Source organism: Microbacterium sp. LMI1-1-1.1, assembly GCF_040815675.1.
GTDB lineage: Bacteria > Actinomycetota > Actinomycetes > Actinomycetales > Microbacteriaceae > Microbacterium.
Genome location: NZ_JBFPNN010000007.1, coordinates 423025 through 447009 on the forward strand (window position 1 = coordinate 423025; position 23985 = coordinate 447009).

The window sequence follows — 23985 nt, forward strand, 5'->3', positions numbered from 1 at the left end:
GGGATATGCTGGAGGGCTCTTCGGCCGCGCGGCGGCCGTCTCACGATCGAGGAGGATGCCATGGACGAGATCGACGCGATCGTCGGGCGTGCCGTCCTCTCCGCCGGCGCAGTGCCCGCGACCCCGCGCTCCGCGGAATAGTCGCACCGCGCTCCGGCTTCTCCCCTCTGATCGTCCGGCGTCTCCGCCGGCGCCGTCACGGCTTCCTGTCCGCGCCCGATCCCGGCGCCCGCATCCGACCCCACGAGGATCATGACCACCGCCACGCCCCGCCCGCCCCTGTCCACGCTGCGCTCCCTCGCGCGGCTGCTCCCCATCGCCAGACCCGTCCTGCCCCGCCTCGGACTCGGCGCGGTCAGCGCGCTCCTCGCGAGCCTGCTCGCCCTCGGCATCCCGCTCGTCCTCGAGGAGGTCATCGCCGGCCCCATCACCTCCGGGGACCCCGGGCAGCTCGTCTGGGGCGCCGTCGTCGTGCTCGCCCTCGGGCTGGCCGAGGCGCTGATGGTGTGGCTGCGCCGCTGGTTCGTCCTCGCGCCCGCGACCAAGGTCGAGTACGACCTGCGCCAGTCGTTCTACGCGCGGCTGCAGCGACTGCCCGTCGCGTTCCACGACCGCTGGCAGTCGGGACAGCTGCTCTCGCGAATGATGCAGGACATGAGCATGCTCCGGCGCTGGATGGCGTTCGGTCTCATCCTGCTGATCGTCAACCTGCTCACCATCCTCATCGGCGCGGCGCTGCTGTTCCGCTGGCACTGGCTGCTCGGCACGCTGTTCCTCGTCTTCTCGGCGCCGGTCATCGTGGCGGGCTTCCTCTTCGAGAAGCGGTACGGCGCCCTGGCCCGCCAGAGCCAGGACCAGGCGGGCGACCTGGCCACCGCGGTGGAGGAGAGCGTCCACGGCATCCGGGTCCTCAAGGCCTTCGGGCGCGGCTCGCACGCGCTCAAGAAGTTCACCCGGCAGGCGGAGTCGCTGCGCGAGACCGAGCTGGGCAAGGCCCGCGCCATCGGGGGGATCTGGTTCTGGCTCGTGCTGCTGCCGGACCTCGCCTTCGCCGTGTGCCTCGGTGCGGGGATCTTCCTCATCCAGGGCGGGCAGCTCCAGGTCGCCGAGCTCGTCGCGTTCTTCGCGATGGCGACGGTGCTGCGCTGGCCGATGGAGTCGATCGGCTTCCTGTTCTCGTTCACGCTCGACGCGCGGACCGGCACGGACCGCATCTTCGAGGTCTTCGACGAGCAGAACACGATCGTCGACCCCGAGACCCCGCGGACGATCGCCGTCCCCCGGGGCGAGCTCACCTTCGACGACGTGCATTTCCGGTATCAGGATGCCGCGGCCTCCGAGCCCGATCTCATCGACGGCGCCCAGCTGACCCTGCGTCCGGGCGAGACGATGGCGCTCGTGGGCCTGACCGGCTCGGGCAAGACCACGCTGACCACGCTGCCCGGCCGTCTGTACGACGTCACGGGCGGGCGCGTGCTGCTCGACGGCGTCGACGTGCGGGAGCTGTCGCTCGCCGAGCTGCGCCGGCACGTGGGCATGGCGTTCGAGGACGCGACGCTGTTCTCGCAGACCGTGCGCGACAACGTCCTGCTCGGCCGCGAGGACCTCGTCCCCGGGTCGCCGGCGGCCGACGAGGTGCTCCGCGAGGCACTGCAGGTGGCGCAGGCGCAGTTCGTCCACGACCTGCCGCAGGGCGTGGACACCGTCATCGGCGAGGAGGGGCTGAGCCTGTCCGGCGGGCAGCGGCAGCGTCTCGCGCTGGCGCGCGCCGTGGCCGCCCGCCCCGCCGTGCTCGTTCTCGACGACCCGCTGTCGGCGCTCGACGTCGACACGGAGGCCCTCGTCGAGGACGCGCTGCGCGAGGTGCTCAGCGACACCACGGCGCTGATCGTCGCGCACCGTCCGTCGACGGTGACGCTCGCCGACCGCGTCGCCCTCCTGCAGGACGGGCGCATCACCGCCGTCGGCACGCATTCCGAGCTGCTCCGCGACAGCGAGCACTACCGTCACGTCATCTCGAGCCTCGAGGACGAAGAGGCACGTCTGCGCCAGAGGGAGGCGACCCTGTGAGCACCTCGACCGTCTCCGGGACCAGCGGTGAGGACCGCTCCGACTACACCCGCGAGGAGAGCAGGGCGATCCGGCGCCGGTCGCTGCGGCTGCTCGGCTCGCTCGTCTCGCCGCTGCGGTGGCAGCTCGTGCTCGCCGCCGTCGTGCTCGTCGTCTCGACGGCGCTGCGCGTCGCCGGCCCGGCGCTGATCGCCTACGGCATCGACAGCGCGCTCCCCGCGGTGCTGGACCGGAACGACTGGATGCCGACGGTCGGCGTCGTGGCCGTCTACCTCGTCGCGGGTATCGGCGGCGCCGCCCTCATCGGCTGGTACGTGGTCGTCGCCGCGCGGCTGACCCAGGCGGTGCTGCTGGCCCTCCGCAAGCGCATCTTCCTGCACACGCAGCGGCTCAGCCTGGAGTTCCACGAGTCGTACACCTCCGGCCGGATCATCTCCCGCCAGACGAGCGACCTCGACACCATCAAGGAGCTGCTCGACGGCGGGTTGAACGAGCTCGTGTCCGGCGTGCTGTACGGCCTGTTCACCCTCGCCGCGCTGCTCCTGCTGGACTGGCAGTCGGGCGTCATCCTCGCGCTGATGGGCATCCCGCTGTTCCTCCTCATGCGCTGGTTCTACATCCGGTCGCAGGTCGTCTACCGCGAATCCCGCGTCGTCAGCGCGCAGGTCATCGTCAAGTTCGTCGAGTCCATGACCGGCATCCGGGCGGTGAAGGCGTTCCGCAAGGAGCCGCGCAACGACGAGGAGTTCGGGCAGCTCGCCCGCCAATACCGCGACGTGAGCATGCGCTCCATCCGCCTGTTCGGCACGTTCGAACCCGGCATCATGATCGTGGCCGCGTTCTCGGTCGCCCTCGTGGTGCTGTGGGGCGGCGGGCGCGTGCTCGGCGGCGCACTGGAGATCGGTGTGCTGGCGGCGGCCGTGCTGTACACGCGGAACTTCTTCGCGCCGCTGCAGGAGGTCGCGATGTTCCTCAACTCGTACCAGTCCGCCACCGCGGCCCTCGAGAAGGTGTCGGGCGTCCTGGAGGAGGAGCCGTCGGTGCCGGACCCGCGCGACCCCGTCGACCTCTGGACAGCCCGCGGACACGTCCGGTTCGACGACGTCACGTTCGGCTACTCGGACGACCGCGTCATCCTCCCGGACTTCTCCCTCGACATCCCCGCCGGCCAGACGATCGCGCTTGTCGGCACGACCGGCGCCGGCAAGTCGACGCTCGCGAAGCTGGTGTCGCGCTTCTACGACCCGACCGCCGGCGTCGTCACGCTCGACGACGTCGACCTCCGTCGCCTGCACCCGAAGGACCTGCGGCGGGCCATCGTCATGGTCACGCAGGAGGCGTACCTGTTCAGCGGGACCGTGGCCGACAACATCGCGCTCGGCAAGCCGGACGCCACGATGGACGAGATCCGCGCGGCCGCCCGGGCCGTGGGGGCGGACGGCTTCATCGAACGCCTCCCGGACGGGTACGACACCGACGTGAACAAGCGCGGCGGTCGCGTGTCGGCGGGGCAGCGGCAGCTGATCTCGTTCGCGCGGGCGTTCCTGGCCGACCCCGCGGTGCTCATCCTCGACGAGGCGACCGCGTCGCTCGACATCCCGAGCGAGCGTCTCATCCAGGACGCGCTGCAGACGCTCCTCGCCGACCGTACGGCGATCATCATCGCGCACCGCCTCTCGACGGTGGCGATCGCCGATCGCGTGCTGGTCATGGAGCACGGGCGCATCATCGAGGACGACACCCCCGACGCCCTCATCGCCGGCACGGGCAAGTTCGCGCAGCTGCACAGCGCCTGGCGGCAGTCGCTCGTCTAGGAGGGATGCCGCCTCGCGGCATCCCTCCCTCCCTTTGCGTGCTCGTGGATTCGGATCTGCGCGCCGGATTCGGATCAGTTCCCCGTTCTGGTCCGAATCCGGCGCCGCGATCCGATTCCGGACGGCCTGACCGTCACTGCGGTCGCAGGTGACGGCCCTGCGCGATGGCCCGGCCGACGGCTCGCTCGACGCGCGCCCAGTCCGTCACGACATCGGCGTAGGTGAAACGCAGCACGGTGTACCCCCGTGCGCGGAGCTCCCGATCGTGCGCGAGGTCGCGTTGCCGCTCGGCCGGGGACGAGTGATAGGCCCACCCGTCCAGCTGAACGACGAGCCACTCGCCGATGAGGACGTCGACTGCGTGTCCGGCGATCCGCACCTGCTGACGGACCAGCACGCCCCACGCGCGGAACCGCACGACGAACAGCGTCTCGAGCCCGGAGTCCGACAACCCCACGAGCTTCTCCGCGATCTCGCGGGCCGCACGCGTCCGCCAGTCGACGGCGCGGAGGACGCGCGGGTGCAGGCGCTCGATGCGCGCCGCCGACTCCCAGACGACCTCGGCCTGCTCACGGGTCAGGCATTCCGCGACGTGCTCCAGCGTGTCCTCGACCGACTCGATCAGGTCGAACGGCGACCGCGGGACCAGCGCCCGGGACCAATGCGCGACCGCCGGCGACAGCGGGGCCTGCGCGCCCGGCGCGACGCTGAGGTGGATGGCGGGGTCGAGACCCGGCGGCATCCACCATCCCCGATGCCGTGCCGCGCTCGTGCAGGCGAGCCGAGCCGTCGCCCGGGCGGCGATGACGAGGTCGGGGGGAGCGCCCTCTGTCCGCACCCAGTAGCGCCGGACCCGTTCCACCTCTCCCCGCGCGAGCGCCGCGCGCAGCCTCCCGACGCTGACGCCGGCGTCGAGAATCTGCTGCCGATGGACAATTCCGCCCCGTTCGGTGACCCATCTGGCGATTTCCATGGCGCCACTGTGAGCCGCGCACCGTGGATGCCGCTCACCGAAGGTCGGCGATGGGGGACGCGATCGCGGATTGGACGGGTGGGGAGGAGAGGTTGCCCGTCACCAGAATCGGATCGTGGCCGCAGATTCGGACGGAGAAGCCCATTCGGTCCGAATCCGGCGCATCCATCCGATTCCACGACGCCGCCGCCGCCGCGCGCGGGAGAGTCAGACGCTGATGCGGGCGATGACCTCGCCGTACTCCGTCTCGCCGACGGGCGAGAAGCCCACGCGCTGGAAGAACAGCTCGGGACCGCCGACCCCGGGCTCGTAGATCACGTCGACGTGGTCCATGCCGCGGCCGCGCGCCTCGTCCAGCAGAGCCGACAGGGCGAAGCTTCCGACGCCGCGGCCCTGCTCGTCGGCATCCACGTTGATCCGCCACAGCACGGAGCGGAAGTGCTCCTCCGGGGCGTCCGGGTCGAAGTTCGCGCTGATGAAGCCGACGACCTCCTCGCCGTCGAGCACAACCCGCTGCCAGGAGGTCTGCGGGTTCATCACCGTCGCGGCGATGCCGTAGCTGACGGGCGCCAGGAACTGCTCCTGCCCGGGCTTCAGCGAGAGCGTGTTGACGGCCACGATCGTGGCGGCGGACAGTTCGACGAGACGGAAGTCAGCCATGCGCCCAGGGTAACGGCCCGCCGCTCCCGTCCCCAAGTGCCGGGATGCCGCCGGGTGCGCACCCGTTCCCGCCCGCGGAACAGCGGTCCGGGGAAGATATCTTGACGTCGAGAGACTTTGCCCCCGTGCGATAGGCTGGGCGCGAACCCCTGGCCGCCTCTACGGAGAGATCTGACGTGCCCGATTCCACCATCATCTACACGTACACCGACGAAGCGCCGGCCCTCGCGACCGCGTCGTTCCTGCCCATCGTGCAGGCCGTCACGAAGCAGGCGGGCGTCGACGTCGAGACCCGCGACATCTCGCTCGCCGGCCGCATCCTCGCGGCCTTCCCGCAGCGCCTGACGCCCGAACAGCAGGTGGGCGACGCGCTCGCCGAGCTCGGCGGCCTGGCCACGCTGCCGGAGGCGAATATCATCAAGCTGCCGAACATCTCGGCATCCATCCCCCAGCTCAAGGCGGCGATCGCCGAGCTGCAGTCGCAGGGCTACGACATCCCGGACTACCCGGACGAGGCGTCGAGCGTCGAGGAGAAGGACGTCCGCGCCCGCTACGACCGCATCAAGGGCTCGGCCGTGAACCCCGTCCTGCGCGAGGGCAACAGCGACCGCCGCGCCCCGCTCGCGGTGAAGAACTACGCGAAGAAGCACCCGCACCGCAACAAGGCGTTCGCCGAGGGCTCGCAGACCCGCGTCGCGACGCTCGGCCACGACGACTTCCGCTCGAACGAGAAGTCCACCGTCATCGCGGACGACGACGTCCTCTCGATCGAGCTCGTCGCCGCCGACGGCACGACGACCACGCTGAAGGAGGGCCTGAAGGTCCTCGCCGGCGAGATCGTGGATGCCACCTTCCTCTCGGCCGCCGCGCTCGACGCGTTCCTGGCCGACACCCTGGAGCAGGCCAAGGCCGACGACGTGCTCTACTCGGTGCACCTCAAGGCCACGATGATGAAGGTCAGCGACCCGATCATCTTCGGCCACGTCGTGAAGGCGTACTTCGCGGACGTCTTCGACCGCCACGGCGAGGCCCTGGCCGCCGCGGGCCTCACCCCGAACGACGGTCTCGGCTCGATCCTCGCGGGTCTGTCGAACGTCGAGGGCGGCGACGAGATCGCCGCCGAGATCCGCTCGGCCATCGAGAACGGCCCCCGCCTCTCGTACGTCAACAGCGATAAGGGCATCACCAACCTGCACGTCCCCTCGGATGTCATCGTCGACGCGTCCATGCCCGCGCTCATCCGCAACGGCGGCAAGCTGTGGGGCGCCGACGGGGGAGAGGCCGACACGCTGGCCGTCATCCCGGACTCGTCGTACGCCGGCGTCTACCAGGCGACCATCGAGGACGTCATCGCGAACGGCCCGCTCGACCCCGCCACCATCGGCTCGGTTCCGAACGTCGGCCTCATGGCCCAGGCGGCCGAGGAGTACGGCAGCCACGACAAGACCTTCGAGATCGCGACCCCCGGCCGGGTGCGGGTCGTCGCCTCGAACGGCGACGTGCTGCTCGAGCACGAGGTCAGCACGGGCGACATCTGGCGCGCGACGCAGACCAAGGACGTCGCGGTCCGCGACTGGGTCAAGCTCGCCGTCACCCGCGCCCGCGCGACCGGGGTGCCCGCCGTGTTCTGGCTCGACGAGAGCCGTGCGCACGACGCGAACCTCATCGCGAAGGTGAACGAGTACCTCGGCGACCACGACACCGACGGCCTCACGATCGAGATCCTGGCGCCGGCCGACGCGACCCGGTATTCGCTCGAGCGCATCCGCCGCGGTGAGGACACCATCTCGGTGACCGGCAACGTCCTCCGCGACTACCTGACGGACCTGTTCCCGATCCTCGAGGTCGGCACGAGCGCCAAGATGCTCTCGATCGTCCCGCTCCTCGCGGGCGGTGGCCTGTTCGAGACCGGCGCGGGCGGCTCGGCCCCCAAGCACGTGCAGCAGCTCCTCGAGGAGGACTACCTGCGCTGGGACTCGCTCGGCGAGTTCTTCGCGCTGGCGGCCTCCCTCGAGCACCTCGCCGACACGACCGGCAACGACAAGGCGCGCGTCCTCGCGCAGACCCTGGATGCCGCCACCGGGACGTTCCTCGAGAACGACAAGTCGCCGGGGCGCGCTCTCGGGACGATCGACAACCGCGGCAGCCACTTCTACCTCGCCCTGTACTGGGCGCAGGAGCTGGCGGGTCAGTCCGCCGACGCCGAGCTCGCGGAGGTCTTCGGCCCCGTCGCCGAGAAGCTCGCCAACGAGGAGCAGACGATCGTCGAGGAGCTCAACGCGGTCCAGGGGCACGCGGCCGAGATCGGCGGCTACTACCGTCCCGACACGGCGCTGGTCGAGAAGGTCATGCGCCCGTCCGCGACGCTGAACTCCGTGGTCGACGCCCTGCGCTGACCCCCGCGGGATCCCGAGAGGGGTGGATGCCATCGGCATCCACCCCTCTTCCCGTCTCTGCCCCCGTGCGCGCAGCCCCGCTCTCTGCCGTGACATGGCGCAGATGTACGCGGGAGGGGCCGCGCCGCGGACATTCGCGCCAAGTCAGCGCCATGTGTGGACCATGACCCGTGGTCGTGAGGCGGCTGCGCTCTCTGCCGTGACATGGCGCAGATGTACGCGGGAGGGGCCGCGCCGCGGACATTCGCGCCAAGTCAGCGCTGGGGGGAGCTCGCGCTGGGCCAGCGCTGAGGAGAAGCGCTGGGTCGGCGCTGGGGAGACGGAGTCACGGGGCAGGAACGACGAAGGGGATGGATGCCATGGCATCCACCCCCTTCCTGAGGTCGCGGCTCAGTAGTGCACGGAGACCTCGGTGCCGCGGTAGGCCCACTCGTAGAGCTCCTTGGCCTGCGGGATGGTCATGTTGATGCAGCCGTGGCTCATCGGCGTGCCGAAGTTGTTGTGCCAGTAGGTGCCGTGGAAGCCCTCGTCGCCGTTGAAGTAGGCGACCCAGGGCACGTCGCGCGTGCACCAGTCGTAGCCGGGGACGCAGCCCATGTCCTGCATCTGGGTCTTCCAGCCGATGCGGAAGTTCCCCGTGTGGGTGGCGTGGTCGCCGGCGCCGGACGAGATCGTGTACGTGCGGTACACCTCGCCGTTCTGCCAGAGGATCGTCTTCTGCGTGGTGAGGTTGACCTCGATGCGGCGCTCGGTCGTGGTGGTCTCGAACGGCGTCTCCGTCACGGGCAGCGCGTACGCGCCGTTGCCCTCGGTCAGCTGCGTGGCGTAGGCGGCGGCGATGTCGGCGGTGTCGCCGAGGGTGCGGCCGGTCTGTCCCGCGACCTGCTCGTGGATGGTCTCGCCCGCGCTGTCCACGATCACGGACGCGTTCACCGCGTCGCGGTTGATCTCACCGGCGAGGGCGTCGACCGCGGGCTGGATCTTCGCGGCGTCCGCGGAGATGGCGAAGCCGCCGTCGCCGTCGGGGGCGACGGAGAGCCACGAGGCGGCGGTGGCCCGGTCGACGGGAGCGGTGCGCTCGTCGCCGACGTAGAAGCCGGCGGTGTCCAGGATGCCGTTGAGCTTCGCGACCGCCGCGTCCGCGGCCTCGGTCGAGACGGGGGCGGCGATGGGGACGACCTGCGCCTCGATGGTGGTCGCGGCGGAGCCCTCGTCGAAGGCGGCCTGCAGCGCTGAGGTCACCGCAGCGGCGTCGATGCCGACGCCGGGCTGAGCGGCCGTCGTGACGAAGGCCTGCGAGCCCTCGTCGTACGCGACGCTCGCGTCGACCGGCGCCTGGTAGCTGCCGGGGAGCTTGTCGTGCAGGACGGAGGCCGCGACGGAGGGGTCGACGTCGACGGCGATGTCCGCGCCCTCGGGGAACCACGACGAGGGGTTCCACATCGGGTTCTCGGAGAACGCCTGGTCGGCGAGGGCGGCGGCGTCGACCGTGGCGCCCAGCTCGGCGCCGGTGACGGTGATCTCGCCGTCGGGGCTCTGGACGGTGACGGCCGTCTGGTCGAGGCGGGTCGAGATGGCCTGCGCGGCGGCGCCGGCGGTGAGACCGCCGATCTGCACGCCGGCGACGGAGGCGCCGGGCGCGATGAGCACGAGGGACGCGGCGATCAGGGCCACGGCGGTCGCTCCCGCGGGCAGTCCGATCCAGAGTCCCGAGCGGTTCTTGCGCTTCTTCGGTTCCGCGGGTGCCCACGCGTAGGTGGCAGCGGTGCCGTGAGCAGCGGTGTTCGCGTCGGTGCCGTTCGCGCCGTCCGTCATGAGATGAGCCCCCCGATTGTCAGTCTTCTCATGTTACGCAGGGGGTCGTCGTCACGGACGGGGAGGTTCATCACGGTCTCATCACGCTCGTCGCGCCCCGCGGCCGTCCCCGTCGCCCGCGGGCCTTCCATCCGAGGTCTTCGCGCAGACGGCTCAGCCGTGCCGGCCGAGCGGCGGGGCTCCGCCGTGCCGGTCGAACGCGACGGGGCTCAGCCGTGCCGGTCGAACGCGACGGGGAGCAGCAGGTCGCGCGACAGCGGGGCGAGCGGCAGGACCGTCAGGTCGTCGCGCGTGATCCACCGGGTCTCCGCGATCTCCGCGCGGGCCTCGACGTCGGTCGCCTCCGCCGACAGGGCGAAGGCGTGGGCGACGACGATCCACCCCGGCTCGTTCGCGGCGGCGGCGCGGAAGACTCCGAGGGGGCGCAGGGCGTCGACGGCGACCTCGAGGCCGATCTCCTCGCGGACCTCCCGTACGCATGCCGTCGCCGCGTCCTCGCCGGCCTCCGGCTTGCCGCCGGGCTGCATGAACACCGACGTGCCGCGCTTGCGCACGACGAGCGCCCGGCCCGCGGCATCCAGGACGACCGCCGCGCTCACGTGCACCTCGGGCGCACGAGCCGCGGCATCCACCTCGATCGCGGCGCTCACCAGCACCTCGGGCGAGCGGCCCGTGGCATCCCTCCCGCCCCCCGCGCCCACGGGCGCCTCCGGGTCGGTCACGGCGCGAAGACCTTGCCGGGATTCAGGATGCCGCGGGGGTCGAACACGCGGACGATGTCGCGCTGCAGCTGCCATTGGTCGTCGCCCAGCTCGTCGACCAGCCACCGGCGCTTGAGGACGCCGATGCCGTGCTCGCCGGTCAGGGTTCCGCCGAGCTCCAGCGCGGCCCGGAAGAGCGCATCGGCCGCCTCCCAGACGACCGTCGGAACCTCCGGACCCTCGAAGACGAAGTTCGGGTGGAGGTTGCCGTCGCCGGCGTGGGCCACCGCGGGGATGACGAGGCCGTACTCCCGCTCGATCCGCGCGATCGCGTCGAACATGTCGGGGAGCGCGCTGCGCGGCACCGACACGTCCTCGATGAGGGTGGTGCCGAGCGTCTCCATCGCGGGGTGCATCGCGCGGCGCACCGCGAGCAGCGTCTCGGCCTCGGCGTCATCGGCGGCGACCCGGACGACCCCGCCGGCGGCCTCGAGCACCCCGGCGATGGCCCGCGCCTCGTCGACGGCGGCCGGTCCGTCGGTCTGGATCGTGAGCTGCGCGGCGCCCGCGGCCGGGGCCGGCAGAGACAGCAGGCGGTGCACGGCCGCGAGGCTGGTGGCATCCATCAGCTCCATGATCGCGGGCTGGACTCCGGATGCCGTGACGGCGGACGAGGCGACAGCGGCGGCGCGGACGCCCGGGAACATCGCCGTCAGGGTGACGCGCTCCCCGGCGACGAGGCGGCGCAGCTTGAGGGTCGCGCCGACGACGACGCCGAGAGTCCCCTCGCTGCCGATGACGAGCGAGGTCAGGTCCAGTCCGGTGACGCCTTTGACGCTGCGGTGCCCGAGGTGCAGCAGGCGCCCGTCGGCGAGGACGAGGTCGACGCCGAGAACCGCGTCGCGCACGACCCCGTACTTGGCGCAGAGCAGGCCGCCCGCGCCGGTGGCGATGTTGCCGCCGACGGTCGAGATCGCGCGGCTGGCCGGGTCGGGCGCCCACCACACGCCGTACGGTTCGAGCGCGGTGTTGAGGTCGGCGTTCAGGATGCCGGGCTCCACGACAGCCAGCAGGTCGTCGGGGCGCACCTCGATGATGCGGTCCATCGCGCGCAGCGAGAGCGCGATCTCGCCGCCGCCGGTGTTGGCGCCGCCGGCCAGGCCGGTGCCCGCGCCGCGGGGGACGACGGGAGTGCCGGTCGCGGAGGCGATCCGCAGGACCGCCTGCACGTCCGCGACGGTGGCGGCGTGGACGACGGCGAGCGGCGTCCCGTCGGCCGCGTGCCCCGACTTGTCCGCCCGGACGGCCGCGAGCGCGGCGGCGGAGGTGTCGACGCGATCACCGAGATCGGCGCGCAGCCGCGCGACGACGTCGGACGGCTCCGTCACGCCAGGCGCCGGCGTCCGTTCAGGGCGCCGAAGGTGACGGCGACGACGGCGAAGACGAGGCCGATGACGGCCTGGCCCATGCTCCACCAGGCGATGGTCGCGGCCGCGTACACGAAGAGCTCGACGATCGCGCGGATGAACGGGTGGACGGCGAGCACCGCGCGGGGCGAGACGAACAGGGCCCAGACGAGGATGGCGAGGACCGGGGCACCGATGCCGGCGACGATGTTCCACGGCAGCGGCCAGGCGGTGAAGCCCCAGATGGCGAGCGTCACGAACGCGGCGATCCCGCACAGCACGCTGCCGATCTCGACCACGGTCGGGCGCGGGCGCATGCCGGGAGCGAGAGGCGCCTGCGCGCGGACGTTCGGGGTATCGGTCACCCCGCTATTTTACGCGCCCCCTCGCCCGCGGCATCCGGGATCGTCCGCCCTCGAAGCACTCCGCAGGCGTGTGGATGGCGAGAGGTGGTGGCGGCGGTGGTGGTGGTGGGCGCTGACTTGCCGCAGGTGTACACCGCGCGGCGCGTGTGGTGTGCATTCGCGGCCAGTCAGCGAAGGAGAAGGGGAAGGGATGCCACGGGTGGGGGACCCTCCGGTAAGGTGGCAGCGTCGCGACTGGCGTTGAGGTGGGACACCACCGGGGAGCGACCGCTTGACGGTATTCGACCGCACGCCTGGGTCGATGCGGTATCTCCGCGGACTCGCCGAGTCCGTGGCATCCGGAACCATCGTCAAGGAGATCGCATGACCGATCCGTACTTCAACGCCCCCCTGTCGGAGGTCGACCCCGAGATCGCCCAGGTGCTCGAGCGCGAGCTCGACCGCCAGCGCGGCTTCCTCGAGATGATCGCCTCCGAGAACTTCGTGCCGGTGTCGGTCCTGCAGTCGCAGGGTTCGGTGCTCACGAACAAGTACGCCGAGGGCTACCCCGGCCGTCGCTACTACGGCGGGTGCGAAGAGGTCGACGTCGCGGAGTCGCTCGCGATCGAGCGGGCCAAGGCCCTGTTCGGCGCCGAGTTCGCCAACGTCCAGCCGCACTCGGGCGCGTCGGCGAACGCCGCCGTCCTGCACGCCATCGCCCGCCCCGGCGACACGCTGCTCGGCCTCGCCCTCGACCAGGGCGGTCACCTGACCCACGGCATGAAGATCAACTTCTCGGGCCGTCTGTACGACATCGTCGCCTACGGCGTCGACCCCGAGACCAGCGTCATCGACATGGACGAGGTCCGCCGCCTCGCCGTCGAGCACAAGCCGAAGGTCATCATCGCCGGCTGGTCGGCCTACCCGCGTCAGCTCGACTTCGCCGCCTTCCGTGCCATCGCGGACGAGGTGGGCGCACTGCTCTGGGTCGACATGGCGCACTTCGCCGGTCTCGTCGCCGCGGGCGTGCACCCCTCGCCCATCCCGCACGCGCACGTCGTCTCCACCACCGTGCACAAGACGATCGGCGGCCCGCGCTCGGGCCTCATCCTCACCAACGACGCCGACCTGGCCAAGAAGATCAACACGGCGGTCTTCCCCGGTCAGCAGGGCGGCCCGCTCATGCACGTGATCGCGGCGAAGGCCACGGCGTTCAAGCTCGCGATGACGCCCGAATTCAAGGAGCGCCAGGAGCGCACCCTGCGCGGCGCGGCGATCCTCGCCGACCGCCTCACCCAGGACGACGTCAAGAACGCCGGCATCGCCGTGCGCTCGGGCGGCACCGACGTGCACCTCGTGCTCGTCGACCTGCGCGAGGCGGAGATCGACGGCAAGCAGGCCGAGGACCTGCTCCACGAGATCCACATCACCGTCAACCGCAACGCGGTCCCGAACGACCCGCGTCCGCCGATGGTCACGTCGGGTCTCCGCATCGGCACCCCGGCGCTGGCGACCCGCGGCTTCGGCGACGCCGAGTTCACCGAGGTGGCCGACATCATCGCGCTCGCGCTGATCCCCGGCGCCGACGTCGAGGCGCTGCGGGCGCGCGTCGCGACTCTCACCGACGCCTTCCCGCTCTACCCCGACCTGCAGCAGTGAGCCCCGCCGGGGCGGGCGCCCGTGCAGCGTCCCGTCCCGGCATCCCTCGCCGCCCGGAGCCGGGCGTGACCGCGGCGGGTCGGCCGCGCGCCGGGGGTCGGAGGCGAGCCCGACACACAGACACAGACACAGAACGAGGGATGCCATGACGGCGACGAGACTGGACGGCAAGGCCGCCGCGGCGGCGATCAAGACGGAGCTGGCCGAGCGGGTGGCGGTGCTGCGCGGTCGCGGAGTCGTCCCCGGCATCGCGACCGTGCTCGTCGGTGCGGACCCGGCGTCGCAGCTCTACGTCGGAATGAAGCACCGCGAGTCCGAGGCGATCGGCATGAACTCGATCCAGGTCGAGCTTCCCGCCGAGTCCACGCAGGAGGAGGTCGAGGCCGTCATCGACCGGCTCAACGCCGACCCGACGTGCCACGGCTACATCGTGCAGCTCCCGCTGCCGAAGCACATCGACACGGACCGCGTGCTCGAGCGCATCGACCCGGCGAAGGATGCCGACGGCCTGCACCCCACCAACCTCGGACGCCTGGTGCTCAACGTCAACGCGCCCATCACCACGCCGCTGCCCTGCACCCCGCGCGGGGTCATCGAGCTTCTGCTGCGCAACGGCTACGACCTCGCCGGCAAGAACGTCGTGGTCGTGGGTCGCGGCGTCACCATCGGCCGGTCGATCGGCCTCCTCCTCACGCGCCGCGAGATCAACGCGACCGTGACGCTGACCCACACGGGCACCACGGACCTCGGGTCGCACCTGCGCCAGGCGGACGTCGTCGTCGCCGCGGCCGGCGTGAAGCACATCGTGCTCGCCGAGGACGTCAAGCCCGGCGCTGCGGTGCTCGACGTGGGCGTGACGCGTGAGGTCGACCCCGAGACCGGCAAGAACCGCGTCTACGGCGACGTGCACCCGGACGTGGCCGAGGTCGCCGGCTTCCTCTCCCCGAACCCCGGTGGTGTCGGACCGATGACGGTGGCCCTGCTGATGACGAACGTCGTCGAGGCCGCGGAGCGCGCGACCGCCTGACGCAGCGCGGGCGTGTGCCCTCCCCGCGCTGCGGGCGCGCACCCTCCCCGCGCTGCGGGCGCGCACCCTCCCCGCGCTTCGGGCGCTGACTTGTCGCAGATGTACGGGATGCGCGGGCTGCGGCGTACATTCGCGACAAGTCAACGTCAGGGGTGCGGCGATGGCGCCCGTGCGCTGACTTGTCGCAGATGTACGGGATGCGCGGGGCGCGGCGTATATCTGCGACAAGTCACGGCCAGGGGACGGCGACCACGGCGCGGGATGCCAGGAGTGCGCGAACGACGGATGAACGGTGGGGCGCGTCGTCGGCGGCCGGACCCGAAGCGTGACATCGTGGGCTGTTATGAGCGACAGCGTGCTGAACGACCTCCTGACCCGCGTCACCGAGAGCGGACTGGTCGACGACCCCGTCATCGAGGATGACGTCGTCCGCGGCGAGGCCTACCTGACGGGTGCCGACGCCGAGGTCGAGATCGACGTCGACCCGGAGATCGACGAGACGGACGAGCCCGACCTCGACGCGCTCGTCGCCGCGGTCTCGCGCGTGCTGTCGACCGACGAGCAGAGCTGGCGCGCGCTCCTCGAGGAGGTCGCGACCGAGATCGAGGACGCCCTCGAGGACGAGGAGATCGCCAAGGTCGCCGACCCGCGCGTGGACCTCGAGCCGGTGGGGGTCGGCGTCTTCGTCGACGCGATCATCGTCGTCTTCGTCGCCGAGAAGCAGTTCCCGGACGCGCTCGTGCACGTGCAGCTGACGCCCGAGCTCGAGGTCGAGGACATCGAGATCGTCAACGACAGCGAGGACGACGACGAGGACTGACCCTCGCGGCCGCGGGAGGGATGCGGCGAGGGGAGGCGGCATCCGGTGTCCCGGGTCCTCCCGTCGCGACATCTCCTCCCTCACCCGCCTCAGCGGGCGGCGATCTCCTCCCAATAGGGCGCGACCACCGCGGCGCTGACCCGCAGGTCGAGCAGGAGGAACGATCGTTCAGCCGCCGGACGGGTGGACCAGGATGCCAGGGCCTCCAGGTCCGCCACCTCCTCGACGACCACGCCCTCGGCGCCGAGACCCCGGGCGACCGCGGCGAAGTCGACCTGCGGGATGAGCATCGGGTCGGGATGCAGGCCCTTCAGGCCGTAGTTGAGGACCTCGGCGCCGTACTGCGCGTCGTTCCAGACGACGGCGATCCCGCGACCGCCCGCGACGCGGATCGCCGTCTCGAGGTCGGACAGGGCCATCAGGCCGCCGCCGTCTCCGGTGGTGAGCACGATCGTCGCGTCGGGGCGCGCCACAGCGGCCCCCGGCACGCTGGGGAAGCCGAGCCCGATCGACTGGTAGGCCGTGCCGACCATGATCATGCGATCGGGTGAGGCCACCGGCCAGTACATGTTCGACCAGCCGAGGAAGTGTCCGCCGTCGGAGACAATGACGCGGTCCGCCGGCAGCAGCTCGCCGATGCGGGCGGCCGCGGTGCGCGGGTCGAGGCGGCCGTCCGGACCCACCGCGTGCCCGACGGGCTGGCGGCGGGCGGCGGCGATGTCGAGCCCGCGGCCCCAGGTCGACGGCGTCGCCCCGCGCGAGCGCACCCGCCGCGTGATCTCCGCGGCGACCTCGGCGGCGTCGCCCCGCACGTAGCCGCCGACGTTCGGGTGCGTCGCGGTCGGCGCCAGATCCACCTGAAACACCTGCGTGCCGGGGGCGAACAGCTCTCCGAACCGCATCGTGAACTGATTGAGACCCGCGCCGAAGACCACGGCGACATCCGCCCGGCGGACGATCTCCATGGCACCGGGCGCGCCGAAGCCGCCCGCGACGCCGAGGTCGCGGTCCGGGTCCGAGAAGAGCCCCCGGCCGAGGGCGCTCGTGGCGGTCAGGGCGCCCGTCGCGGCGGTGAGGTCGTCGAGGGCGGCACCGGCGCCGGCGAGCCAGGCGCCGCGACCACCGAGCAGCAGCGGTCGCTCCGCCATGACGAGCGCGTCGGCGATCCGGTCCAGGACGGCGTCGGCGTGAGGCCCGAGAGGGGGCCGCTCGGGCGTCACCTCGGGCTGCGCGCCGGGGGCGGAGGCATCCGGGATCGGGCCCGCCTCGCGCGTCGCCACGTCGTACGGGATGCCGAGCACCACCGGGAGGCGGTAGGTCAGTGCGTGCTCGATCGCGATGACGACGGTCGCGGCGGCGTCACGATGGCCAACCGTGTAGGTGCGGGCGCCGACGGCTGCGGCCAGGGCGATCTGGTCGACGCCCCAGGGGCGGGATCCCGAGGTCGGCTCGTCGCCCACGATCAGCACGAGCGGCGTGCGCGCCTGCACGGCCTCGGCCAGAGCCGTGAGCGTGTTGGTGAAGCCGGCGCCGTAGGTGGCCGTCGCCGCGGCGGGGCGGCCGCACGCGCGGAAGTGGGCGTCGGCGGCGACCACTCCCGCGGCCTCGTGGCGGACGGCGACGAACCCCGCGGAGGTGTCGCGTCCGAGGGCGTCGAGGAAGTAGGCGTTGCCGTTGCCCATGACCCCGAAGACGGTGTCGATGTGGCGGGCGAGGGTGTGCGCGACGTGCGAGGAGACGGTGGGCATGACGGGACGGGCCTTTCGAGACGAACGGAGGGATGCCGTATGTGTCTCGCGCGTGCCGCGCTACGTGCCCTTTTTTCGAGCAGCGACGCACACCGTCGGGCGCCTGACCGTCCGAGTATAGGGCGGCGTGCGCGGGTTTCCGCGTCCCGCGTACGCCGCCCGCCATCGGGCGCCGGAGTTTCGGCGCCCGCCCTCAGGCGCGGTCGTGCAGCGTCAGGTGGTAGCCGTCCGGGTCGGCGAAGGTGAAGGTGCGGCCGAACGGTCCGTCGAACGGCGCCGTGACGATGCGGTGGCCCTCCGCGACGAGGGAGTCGTGGATGCCGTCGACGTCGGTCGCGTGGAACCACAGGGCCGCGCCTATCCCGGGCTGGGCCGGGAGGTCGGTGCCCTCGACGATGTCGCGCAGGGCGAAGGCGATCGTGCTCGTCTGGAAGACCACGGCGTGCGGCGGACCGGCGGGGGAGCGGACGAGGCCGAGGTGGCGCTCGTAGAACGCCTGGGCGGCCGTGAGGTCGCGAACCTGGAGGGAGAGGAAATCGGGTCCGGTGACGGGCATGAGGGCTCCTTGGTCGTGTATGTCAGTTTTCTGACATGCACACGGTATGTCAGGATACTGACATGGCGCAAGCGGACGGCATCCATCTCGACACTTCTCTCGGGTACCTCCTGAAGGTGACCGCGACGGCGTTGCGCCAGGCGATGGAGGATGAGCTCCGCCCGCTCGGGATGAGCATCACGCACTACTCGTGCCTCGAGCTGCTCGCGCAGCGTCCGGGGCTGTCCAACTCGGAGCTGGCGCGGGGGACGTTCGTGACGCGGCAGAGCATGAACGTGCTGCTGATGTCGCTCGAGGAGCAGGGGGAGGTCGCGCGTGCGACCGCGGCGACGATCGGTCGGGCGCTTCCCACCGAGCTGACCGATCGGGGACGCGAGCGGCTGCGACGGGCGACCGCGGCCGTGCGGTCGGTCGAGCTGCGGATGCTGTCGGGGCTGGACGACGGGGAGCGGCAGCAGGCCCTCGTGCTGCTGCGGAAGATGGTGGGCGCCCTGCGCGACGGCGCCGAGGTCTGAGTGGCGCGCGCGGCGCCGGGGCGTGAGCGGCGCCGCGGCTCCGCCTCCCGGCAGACGCCCGCATCCTCGACACGACGACGGAGGGACCGAGCCACGCGGCTCGATCCCTCCGTCGTTCTCGGAAGCGTTGCGACTCAGCTGATGGCGGCGCGGAGCTCCGCTGCGGCGGCGCCCACATCCGGTGCGCTGTAGATCGCGCTGCCGGCGACGGCGACCTGCGCGCCCGACTTCTGCACGTCGGCGATGCTCGAGGCGTTCACGCCGCCGGCGACCGAGAACGGAACGCCCGAGGCCTCTCCGTCGCGCAGCAGCGTGCCGAAGGTGAAGCCCTCCTCGGCCTGCTCGTCGAGACCGGCGTGCATCTCGACGAACTCGACGCCGAGGGCGATGACCTCCCGGGCGCGGGCCGGCTTGTCGGCGACCCCGATGAGGTCGACGACGACGCCCTTGCCGTGCTTCTTGGCGGCGGTGACCGCTCCGGCGATCGTGCTGTCGCCGGCGCTGCCGAGCACGGTCACGAGGTCGGCCCCGGCGCTGAAGGCGATGTCGGCCTCGAGCTTGCCGGCATCCATGGTCTTCAGGTCGGCGAAGACGATCTTGTCGGGGTGCGCGTCCTTGATGGCGCGGATGGCCGACAGGCCCTCGCTCTTGATCAGGGGGGTGCCGAGCTCAAGGATGTCGACGTGCGGTGCCGCGGCGGCGGCGAGGTCGAGGGCAGCCTCGGTCGTGAGGGTGTCCATGGCGAATTGCAGCTTCATTCGGGGGTCCGTCCTATCGGTGGGTGCAGGGTCATTCGAGGTTCGCGTGGCGGGGCCATAGGTCGTCGGACGAGAGGCCCGAGCGCTGCCAGAGCGCGTCGAAGATCGCGTCGCCGACGAGGACGACGGCCTGTTCGAACAGACCGCCGGCGTACTGGGTGGACGCCGTTCCCGAGCGGTCGAGCTTGGTCGCGGCCGGGACGACCGCGAGCGCGTCGGCCGCCCGCCCGAGCGGCGAGTCGGGCGCCGTGGTGATCGTCACGATACGGGCGCCGACCTCCGTCGCGGTCTCGGCGGCACGGACGATCCCGGTCGTCGTCCCCGAGCCGCTGGCGGTGAGGAGCACGTCGCCGGCGCGGATCGCGGGAGTGGTGGTCTCGCCTACGACGTGCACGTCGAGGCCGAGGTGCATCAGGCGCATCGCCGTCATCTGCAGGGCGAGGCCCGAGCGGCCGGCGCCGAGGACGAAGACACGGTCGGCGCCGCCGAGCAGCTCGAGCACCCGGTCGAGGTCCGCGGTCCCGGCCGCGAGGTGATCGACGACCGAGGTCAGCTCGCCCGAGATGCGGGTGAGGGATGCCGCGATGCCGGCGTCGGGGGAGGTCATCCCTCCATGCTTCGCCGGGGGAGGCGCGTGCGCCGCCGGTCGACGGCATAGGGAGACCTACCCGATCGGGTAGGTACCCGCCGGTGGGCTAGGTTGGGCGGGTGAATCACTCCGACGGGTCGACGCCCGCGTCTCGCGCTCCCGTCATCGAGCACGAGCGCATCGTCGCCGAGCAGGCCGATCGCCACGCCGTGACGCTCGAGTCGGTGCTGGCGATCCTGCGGTCCACGAAGCTCGTCGACCGGGCCGCGCGGGCCCTGGCCGTGGAGACCGCGGCCGCCGCGCTCGTCGAACTGCGCACGTCCACCGACCAGCAGCGGAGTGCCCTGCTCGAACCCGTGACGGGTGCGTTCGCCCGGCTGCGCACCGACCTCCGTCCGCTCGTCCGGCACGGCGACCTCGACGTGCAGTTCGTCGAGCCGCCCGCGACCGGACGCGCCCTGCCGGGCGAGGTCGCCCACGAGGCGCGGGCCATCGTCCGCAGCGCCGTGCTCGCCCTGCTCGACCGCGGCACCCCGCAGCGCGTGCGCATCCAATGGGACTGCGACGGGCTGAACCTGCTCATCGGCATCCGCGACGACGGAGCCGGCACCCTCACCGCCCACGACGACTCGCTCGGGCCGATCGTGGAGCGGGTCAGCGCGCTCAACGGCGCGTTCGACGTCGCGTCGACACCCGGGTGGGGTTCCGAGCTGTCCGTCGTGCTGCCGCTCGACCCGCCCCCGCGCCCCGACTTCCTCGATGAGGCGGTGGACCTCAGCCCTCGTGAGAGCGAGGTGCTCAGCCTCGTCGTGGCGGGGGCGCGCAATCGCACGATCGCCGAGCGCCTGGGGATCAGCGAGAACACCGCGAAGTTCCACGTGTCGAACCTGCTGCGGAAAGCCGGGGTCTCCACGCGAGCCGAGCTCGCGGCGCTCGGGACGGCCCGCTCTTCCTAGCCTCAGCCGGCACCCGCGGTTTCGGCGTCACGGGCGACGGTGGCCGCGGCGGCGATCACGCCGATCCCCTTGTACATCACGTATATCGGCGCCGCCCGGTGGCCGGACGAGAATTGGCGGGACACCCCGCCCCGATCCAGGAGGACCTATGACTGCGTCGCGCGAGAGCGAGCTGCTGGCATCCATTCCGAACACCCTGCTCATCGACGGGCAGTGGCGTCCGGCCGAGGGCGGGCGGACCGTCGCGGTGAACGACCCGGCCACGGGCGACGTGATCCGCGAGATCGCCGACGCGTCGGTCGCCGACGGCGAGGCGGCGATGGATGCCGCAGCGGCGGCGTTCCCGTCCTGGGCGGCGACCCCGGCGCGTGAGCGTGCCGAGATCCTGCGCCGCGCGTTCGACCTGCTGCAGGAGCGCAAGGAGGACGTCGCACTCCTCATGACGCTCGAAATGGGCAAGCCGCTCGCCGAGGCGCGCGGCGAGGTCGCGTACGGCGGGGAGTTCCTGCGCTGGTTCAGCGAGGTCACCGCCCACGCCCAGGGGCGCTACGGTGCGAACCCCGAGGGCACCGGGCGCATGATCGTCACCCAGCACCCGGTCGGTCCGTGCTACCTCATCACCCCGTGGAACTTCCCGCTCGCGATGGCCACGCGCAAGATCGCGCCGGCGCTCGCCGCCGGCTGCACGGTCGTCATCAAGCCGGCCACGCTCACCCCGCTCACGACCCTGTTCTTCGCGAAGATCCTCGAGGACGCGGGTCTGCCCGCCGGCGTCGTCAACGTCATCACGACGACCGACACCGGACCCGTGTCGGAGCGCATCATCTCCGACCCGCGCCTGCGCAAGCTGTCGTTCACCGGGTCGACCCCGGTCGGCGTGAAGCTCCTGCAGCAGGCGGCGCCCGGAGTGCTCCGCACCTCGATGGAGCTCGGCGGCAACGCGCCCTTCGTCGTGTTCGACGATGCGGACCTCGACAAGGCGGTCGAGGGCGCGATGCTGGCGAAGTTCCGCAACATCGGCCAGGCGTGCACGGCGGCGAACCGCTTCATCGTGCAGCGCTCCGTCGTCGAGGAGTTCACCCGCCGCGTCACCGAGCGCGTGCAGGGGCTGAAGATCGGCCGCGGCACCGAGGACGGCGTGCAGATCGGCCCGCTCATCGACGACCGCGCCGTGGACAAGGCCAAGACCCTCCTGGGCGACGCCGTCGAGCGCGGCGCGACGGTCACCACCGGCGGCTCGCCGGTCGACGGACCCGGGACGTTCTTCGAGCCCACCGTCGTGGCCGACGTGCAGCCGGGAAGCGACATCCTGCGCGAGGAGATCTTCGGACCGGTCCTGGCGATCGTCCCGTTCGACGACGAGGACGACGCCGTGCGCATCGCGAACGACACCGAGTACGGCCTCGTGTCCTACGTGTTCACCGAGTCGCTCGCGCGCGGCCAGCGCATGATCGACAAGCTCGAGACGGGGATGATGGGCCTCAACGTCGGCGTGGTGTCCAACGCCGCGGCGCCCTTCGGCGGCTGGAAGCAGTCCGGCCTCGGCCGCGAGGGCGGCGACGAGGGCATCCACGAGTATCTGCAGACGAAGTACACGCTCACGGCGAACCCGTACGCCTGACGACACCGGATGCCACGGCTCGCACGCTCCACGGGGCGCGGGGCCGTGGCATCCGTCGTTCCGGCTCAGCCGTCGGCGTGGCGGTCGAGGAAGGCGAAGACCTCCGCGTCGTCGACTCCGGGGAACATGCCGCGGGGGAGCGGCGAGAACATGTGCCGGTGCACGCGCGCACTCGGCCAGGCCTTGCCCTGCCAGCGCTCGGCCGCCTCGGCGTCGGGACGGCGGCAGCACGACTCGTCGGGGCAGCGCGAGACCCCGCGCTTGGGGGTCTCGCGTCCGCGGAACCACCGGGCGTCGTCGAAGGGCACGCCGACGGTGATGGAGAAGTCGCCGTCGGAGGTCGTCCCGGTCTGCGTCGAGCACCAGAACGTGCCCGCAGGGGTGTCGGTGTACTGGTAGTGCTCGGTGGTCCGGTTGTGCTCCGAGAAGGCGGAACGGGCGGAGAACCTCTTGCAGATGATCTGCCCCTCGACCGACCCGGTCACGTCCGAGGGGAGGGGCAGGTCGTCGTTCTCGTACACGCGCGAGATCGCCCCGTCGGCGTCCACGCGGAGGAAGTGCAGCTTGATGCCGAGATGGCGGGTCATGAGGTTCGTCATGCGCATCGCCGCGGCCTCGTGAGTGACGCCGAAGGCGTCGCGGAAGTCCTCGACGGCCAGGTTGCGATCCTTCTTCGCCTGCGCGAGGAACGCGACCGCCCCCGTCTCCGGGACGAGGCAGCAGCCGGCGAAGTAGTTGATTTCGAGGCGCTGCTGCAGGAAGTCGGCGTAGTCGGTGGGCGCCTTGTGCCCGAGCAGGCGGTGCGCCATGGCCTGCAGCGCCATGGAGCGCAGGCCGTGCCCGCCGGGGATGGATGCCGGCGGAAGGTAGATCCGCCCGTTCTCCAGGTCGGTCACCGACCGGGCGGAGTGGGGGAGGTCGTTGACGTAGATGAGTTCGAACCCGAGCTGCTCCGCCATGATGCTCACGGTCCGGTGGGTGAGGGCTCCCGTGCCGTGCCCGGCGGCCTTGAGCTGCTTCTCGGCGAGGCGCTCGATGTCGGGGAGGTGGTTGTCGATGGCGCGCATCCTCAGGCGCAGCTCCGTGTTGGCGCGGCGGGCCTCCTCCGGGCTCGCGATCGTCTCGCGCTCGCGGCGCTGCAGCTCGCGGTGCAGTCCGAGCACGGCCTCTATCGTCTCGTCGCTCATGCCCTTGCTCACTTTGACGGGGGCGATGCCCAGCTGGCGGAACACGGGGCTCGCCTGCGCCCGGTCCAGCTCGATCTCCAGAGCCGCCCGCCGGTTCGGCGGCTCGGCCGAGAGCAGCTCGGTCACCTCGGTGCCGGTGACGCGGGCGATCTCCTGCAGGAGGGAGAGCTTGGGCTCGCGTTTGCCGTTCTCGATGAGGCTCAGCTGGCTGCCGGCGACGCCGACGAGGGCGCCGAGCTCGTCGAGGGTGTACCCCTGCGCGAGACGGTGGTGCCGGATGCGGTGCCCCAGCGTGGTCAGTTCGAGCGACGTCGCCATTCCTTGACCATATCTAAATTTCCTCGATTCTTAGCGCCGGATCGCGTCGAAA

At 71.6% G+C, this 23985-nt stretch carries 20 protein-coding genes and 1 riboswitch; of the genes, 9 read left to right on the plus strand and 11 right to left on the minus strand.

Translation table 11 applies throughout. The features are described 5' to 3' along the window. The first annotated feature begins 252 nt into the window (after positions 1-252). Together MRBLMI1_RS07935 and MRBLMI1_RS07940 are read left to right on the plus strand one after the other, a co-directional pair. Entirely contained in the window at positions 253-2070 is a 1818-nt protein-coding gene (locus tag MRBLMI1_RS07935) for an ABC transporter ATP-binding protein (protein WP_367729272.1), read from the plus strand. Then, entirely contained in the window at positions 2067-3884 is a 1818-nt protein-coding gene (locus MRBLMI1_RS07940) for an ABC transporter ATP-binding protein (RefSeq protein ID WP_367729282.1), read from the plus strand. The genes MRBLMI1_RS07935 and MRBLMI1_RS07940 overlap by 4 nt, the downstream gene beginning before the upstream one ends. Before the next feature lie 133 nt (positions 3885-4017). Here MRBLMI1_RS07940 and MRBLMI1_RS07945 read toward each other — a convergent pair whose 3' ends face one another. Beyond that, complete coding sequence (locus MRBLMI1_RS07945; protein WP_367729285.1) at positions 4018-4857, minus strand: endonuclease domain-containing protein; 840 nt, start codon at positions 4855-4857, stop codon at positions 4018-4020. 207 nt (positions 4858-5064) lie between these two features. Further along, complete coding sequence (locus tag MRBLMI1_RS07950; protein ID WP_367729287.1) at positions 5065-5517, minus strand: GNAT family N-acetyltransferase; 453 nt, start codon at positions 5515-5517, stop codon at positions 5065-5067. A 176-nt stretch (positions 5518-5693) separates the two neighbouring features. On the opposite strand from MRBLMI1_RS07950, the gene MRBLMI1_RS07955 reads away from it, so the two are divergent. Beyond that, the gene (locus tag MRBLMI1_RS07955; RefSeq protein WP_367729296.1) at positions 5694-7913 is read left to right on the plus strand and encodes an NADP-dependent isocitrate dehydrogenase; all 2220 of its coding nucleotides are present in this window, start codon (positions 5694-5696) and stop codon (positions 7911-7913) included. Positions 7914-8303: 390 nt separating this feature from the next. Here the strand turns inward: MRBLMI1_RS07955 and MRBLMI1_RS07960 are convergent, their stop codons facing one another. The 4 genes from MRBLMI1_RS07960 to MRBLMI1_RS07975 form a co-directional block, all read right to left on the minus strand. Then, positions 8304-9728, minus strand: a complete 1425-nt coding sequence (locus tag MRBLMI1_RS07960) for a L,D-transpeptidase family protein (protein ID WP_367729298.1) — start codon at positions 9726-9728, stop codon at positions 8304-8306. Between the two features lie 209 nt (positions 9729-9937). Next, a complete protein-coding gene (locus MRBLMI1_RS07965; RefSeq protein WP_367729300.1) occupies positions 9938-10450 on the minus strand; it encodes an NUDIX hydrolase in 513 nt (170 codons plus the stop codon). Then, positions 10447-11817 (minus strand): FAD-binding oxidoreductase, encoded by a 1371-nt coding sequence (locus MRBLMI1_RS07970; protein ID WP_367729302.1) that lies wholly within the window; start codon positions 11815-11817, stop codon positions 10447-10449. Before MRBLMI1_RS07970 ends, MRBLMI1_RS07965 begins: the two co-directional genes overlap by 4 nt. Further along, positions 11814-12200 (minus strand): YrdB family protein, encoded by a 387-nt coding sequence (locus MRBLMI1_RS07975; RefSeq protein ID WP_367729305.1) that lies wholly within the window; start codon positions 12198-12200, stop codon positions 11814-11816. Before MRBLMI1_RS07975 ends, MRBLMI1_RS07970 begins: the two co-directional genes overlap by 4 nt. A 220-nt stretch (positions 12201-12420) precedes the next feature. After that, a riboswitch (ZMP/ZTP riboswitch) is annotated at positions 12421-12506 on the plus strand. A gap of 57 nt (positions 12507-12563) precedes the next feature. On the opposite strand from MRBLMI1_RS07975, the gene glyA reads away from it, so the two are divergent. The 3 genes from glyA (at position 12564) to MRBLMI1_RS07990 (ending at position 15685) form a co-directional block, all read left to right on the plus strand. Continuing rightward, a complete protein-coding gene (gene glyA / locus MRBLMI1_RS07980) occupies positions 12564-13838 on the plus strand; it encodes a serine hydroxymethyltransferase (RefSeq protein WP_367729306.1) in 1275 nt (424 codons plus the stop codon). Between the two features lie 145 nt (positions 13839-13983). Further along, positions 13984-14865, plus strand: a complete 882-nt coding sequence (locus MRBLMI1_RS07985; RefSeq protein ID WP_367729307.1) for a bifunctional methylenetetrahydrofolate dehydrogenase/methenyltetrahydrofolate cyclohydrolase — start codon at positions 13984-13986, stop codon at positions 14863-14865. 343 nt (positions 14866-15208) lie between these two features. Next, positions 15209-15685 carry a cytochrome C5 gene (locus MRBLMI1_RS07990; protein ID WP_367729309.1) on the plus strand — a complete coding sequence of 159 codons (477 nt, stop codon included), beginning with the start codon at positions 15209-15211 and terminating at the stop codon, positions 15683-15685. 89 nt (positions 15686-15774) lie between these two features. On the opposite strand, the gene MRBLMI1_RS07995 is transcribed toward MRBLMI1_RS07990, so the two are convergent. Both MRBLMI1_RS07995 and MRBLMI1_RS08000 read right to left on the minus strand, forming a co-directional pair. After that, positions 15775-17433: a thiamine pyrophosphate-binding protein gene (locus tag MRBLMI1_RS07995; protein WP_367729311.1), complete on the minus strand. Its 1659-nt coding sequence runs from the start codon at positions 17431-17433 to the stop codon at positions 15775-15777. A 193-nt stretch (positions 17434-17626) separates the two neighbouring features. Further along, positions 17627-17989: a VOC family protein gene (locus tag MRBLMI1_RS08000; RefSeq protein WP_367729312.1), complete on the minus strand. Its 363-nt coding sequence runs from the start codon at positions 17987-17989 to the stop codon at positions 17627-17629. A gap of 62 nt (positions 17990-18051) precedes the next feature. Between MRBLMI1_RS08000 and MRBLMI1_RS08005 the strand changes: the two genes are divergently transcribed. Continuing rightward, positions 18052-18504, plus strand: coding sequence for a MarR family winged helix-turn-helix transcriptional regulator (locus MRBLMI1_RS08005; RefSeq protein ID WP_367729317.1), 453 nt, complete (start codon positions 18052-18054; stop codon positions 18502-18504). Positions 18505-18638: 134 nt separating this feature from the next. On the opposite strand, the gene hxlA is transcribed toward MRBLMI1_RS08005, so the two are convergent. Next, positions 18639-19262, minus strand: a complete 624-nt coding sequence (gene hxlA / locus MRBLMI1_RS08010; RefSeq protein WP_367729378.1) for a 3-hexulose-6-phosphate synthase — start codon at positions 19260-19262, stop codon at positions 18639-18641. Between the two features lie 31 nt (positions 19263-19293). Beyond that, on the minus strand, positions 19294-19869 hold the full coding sequence (hxlB, locus tag MRBLMI1_RS08015; RefSeq protein WP_367729380.1) for a 6-phospho-3-hexuloisomerase: 576 nt from the start codon (positions 19867-19869) through the stop codon (positions 19294-19296). Positions 19870-19970: 101 nt separating this feature from the next. Between hxlB and MRBLMI1_RS08020 the strand changes: the two genes are divergently transcribed. Then, the gene (locus tag MRBLMI1_RS08020; protein ID WP_367729442.1) at positions 19971-20807 is read left to right on the plus strand and encodes a helix-turn-helix transcriptional regulator; all 837 of its coding nucleotides are present in this window, start codon (positions 19971-19973) and stop codon (positions 20805-20807) included. A 148-nt stretch (positions 20808-20955) separates the two neighbouring features. Then, positions 20956-22428, plus strand: coding sequence for an NAD-dependent succinate-semialdehyde dehydrogenase (locus MRBLMI1_RS08025; RefSeq protein ID WP_367729444.1), 1473 nt, complete (start codon positions 20956-20958; stop codon positions 22426-22428). A 65-nt stretch (positions 22429-22493) separates the two neighbouring features. Here MRBLMI1_RS08025 and MRBLMI1_RS08030 read toward each other — a convergent pair whose 3' ends face one another. Next, positions 22494-23933, minus strand: coding sequence for a helix-turn-helix domain-containing protein (locus MRBLMI1_RS08030; protein ID WP_367729446.1), 1440 nt, complete (start codon positions 23931-23933; stop codon positions 22494-22496). Positions 23934-23985 lie beyond the last annotated feature (52 nt).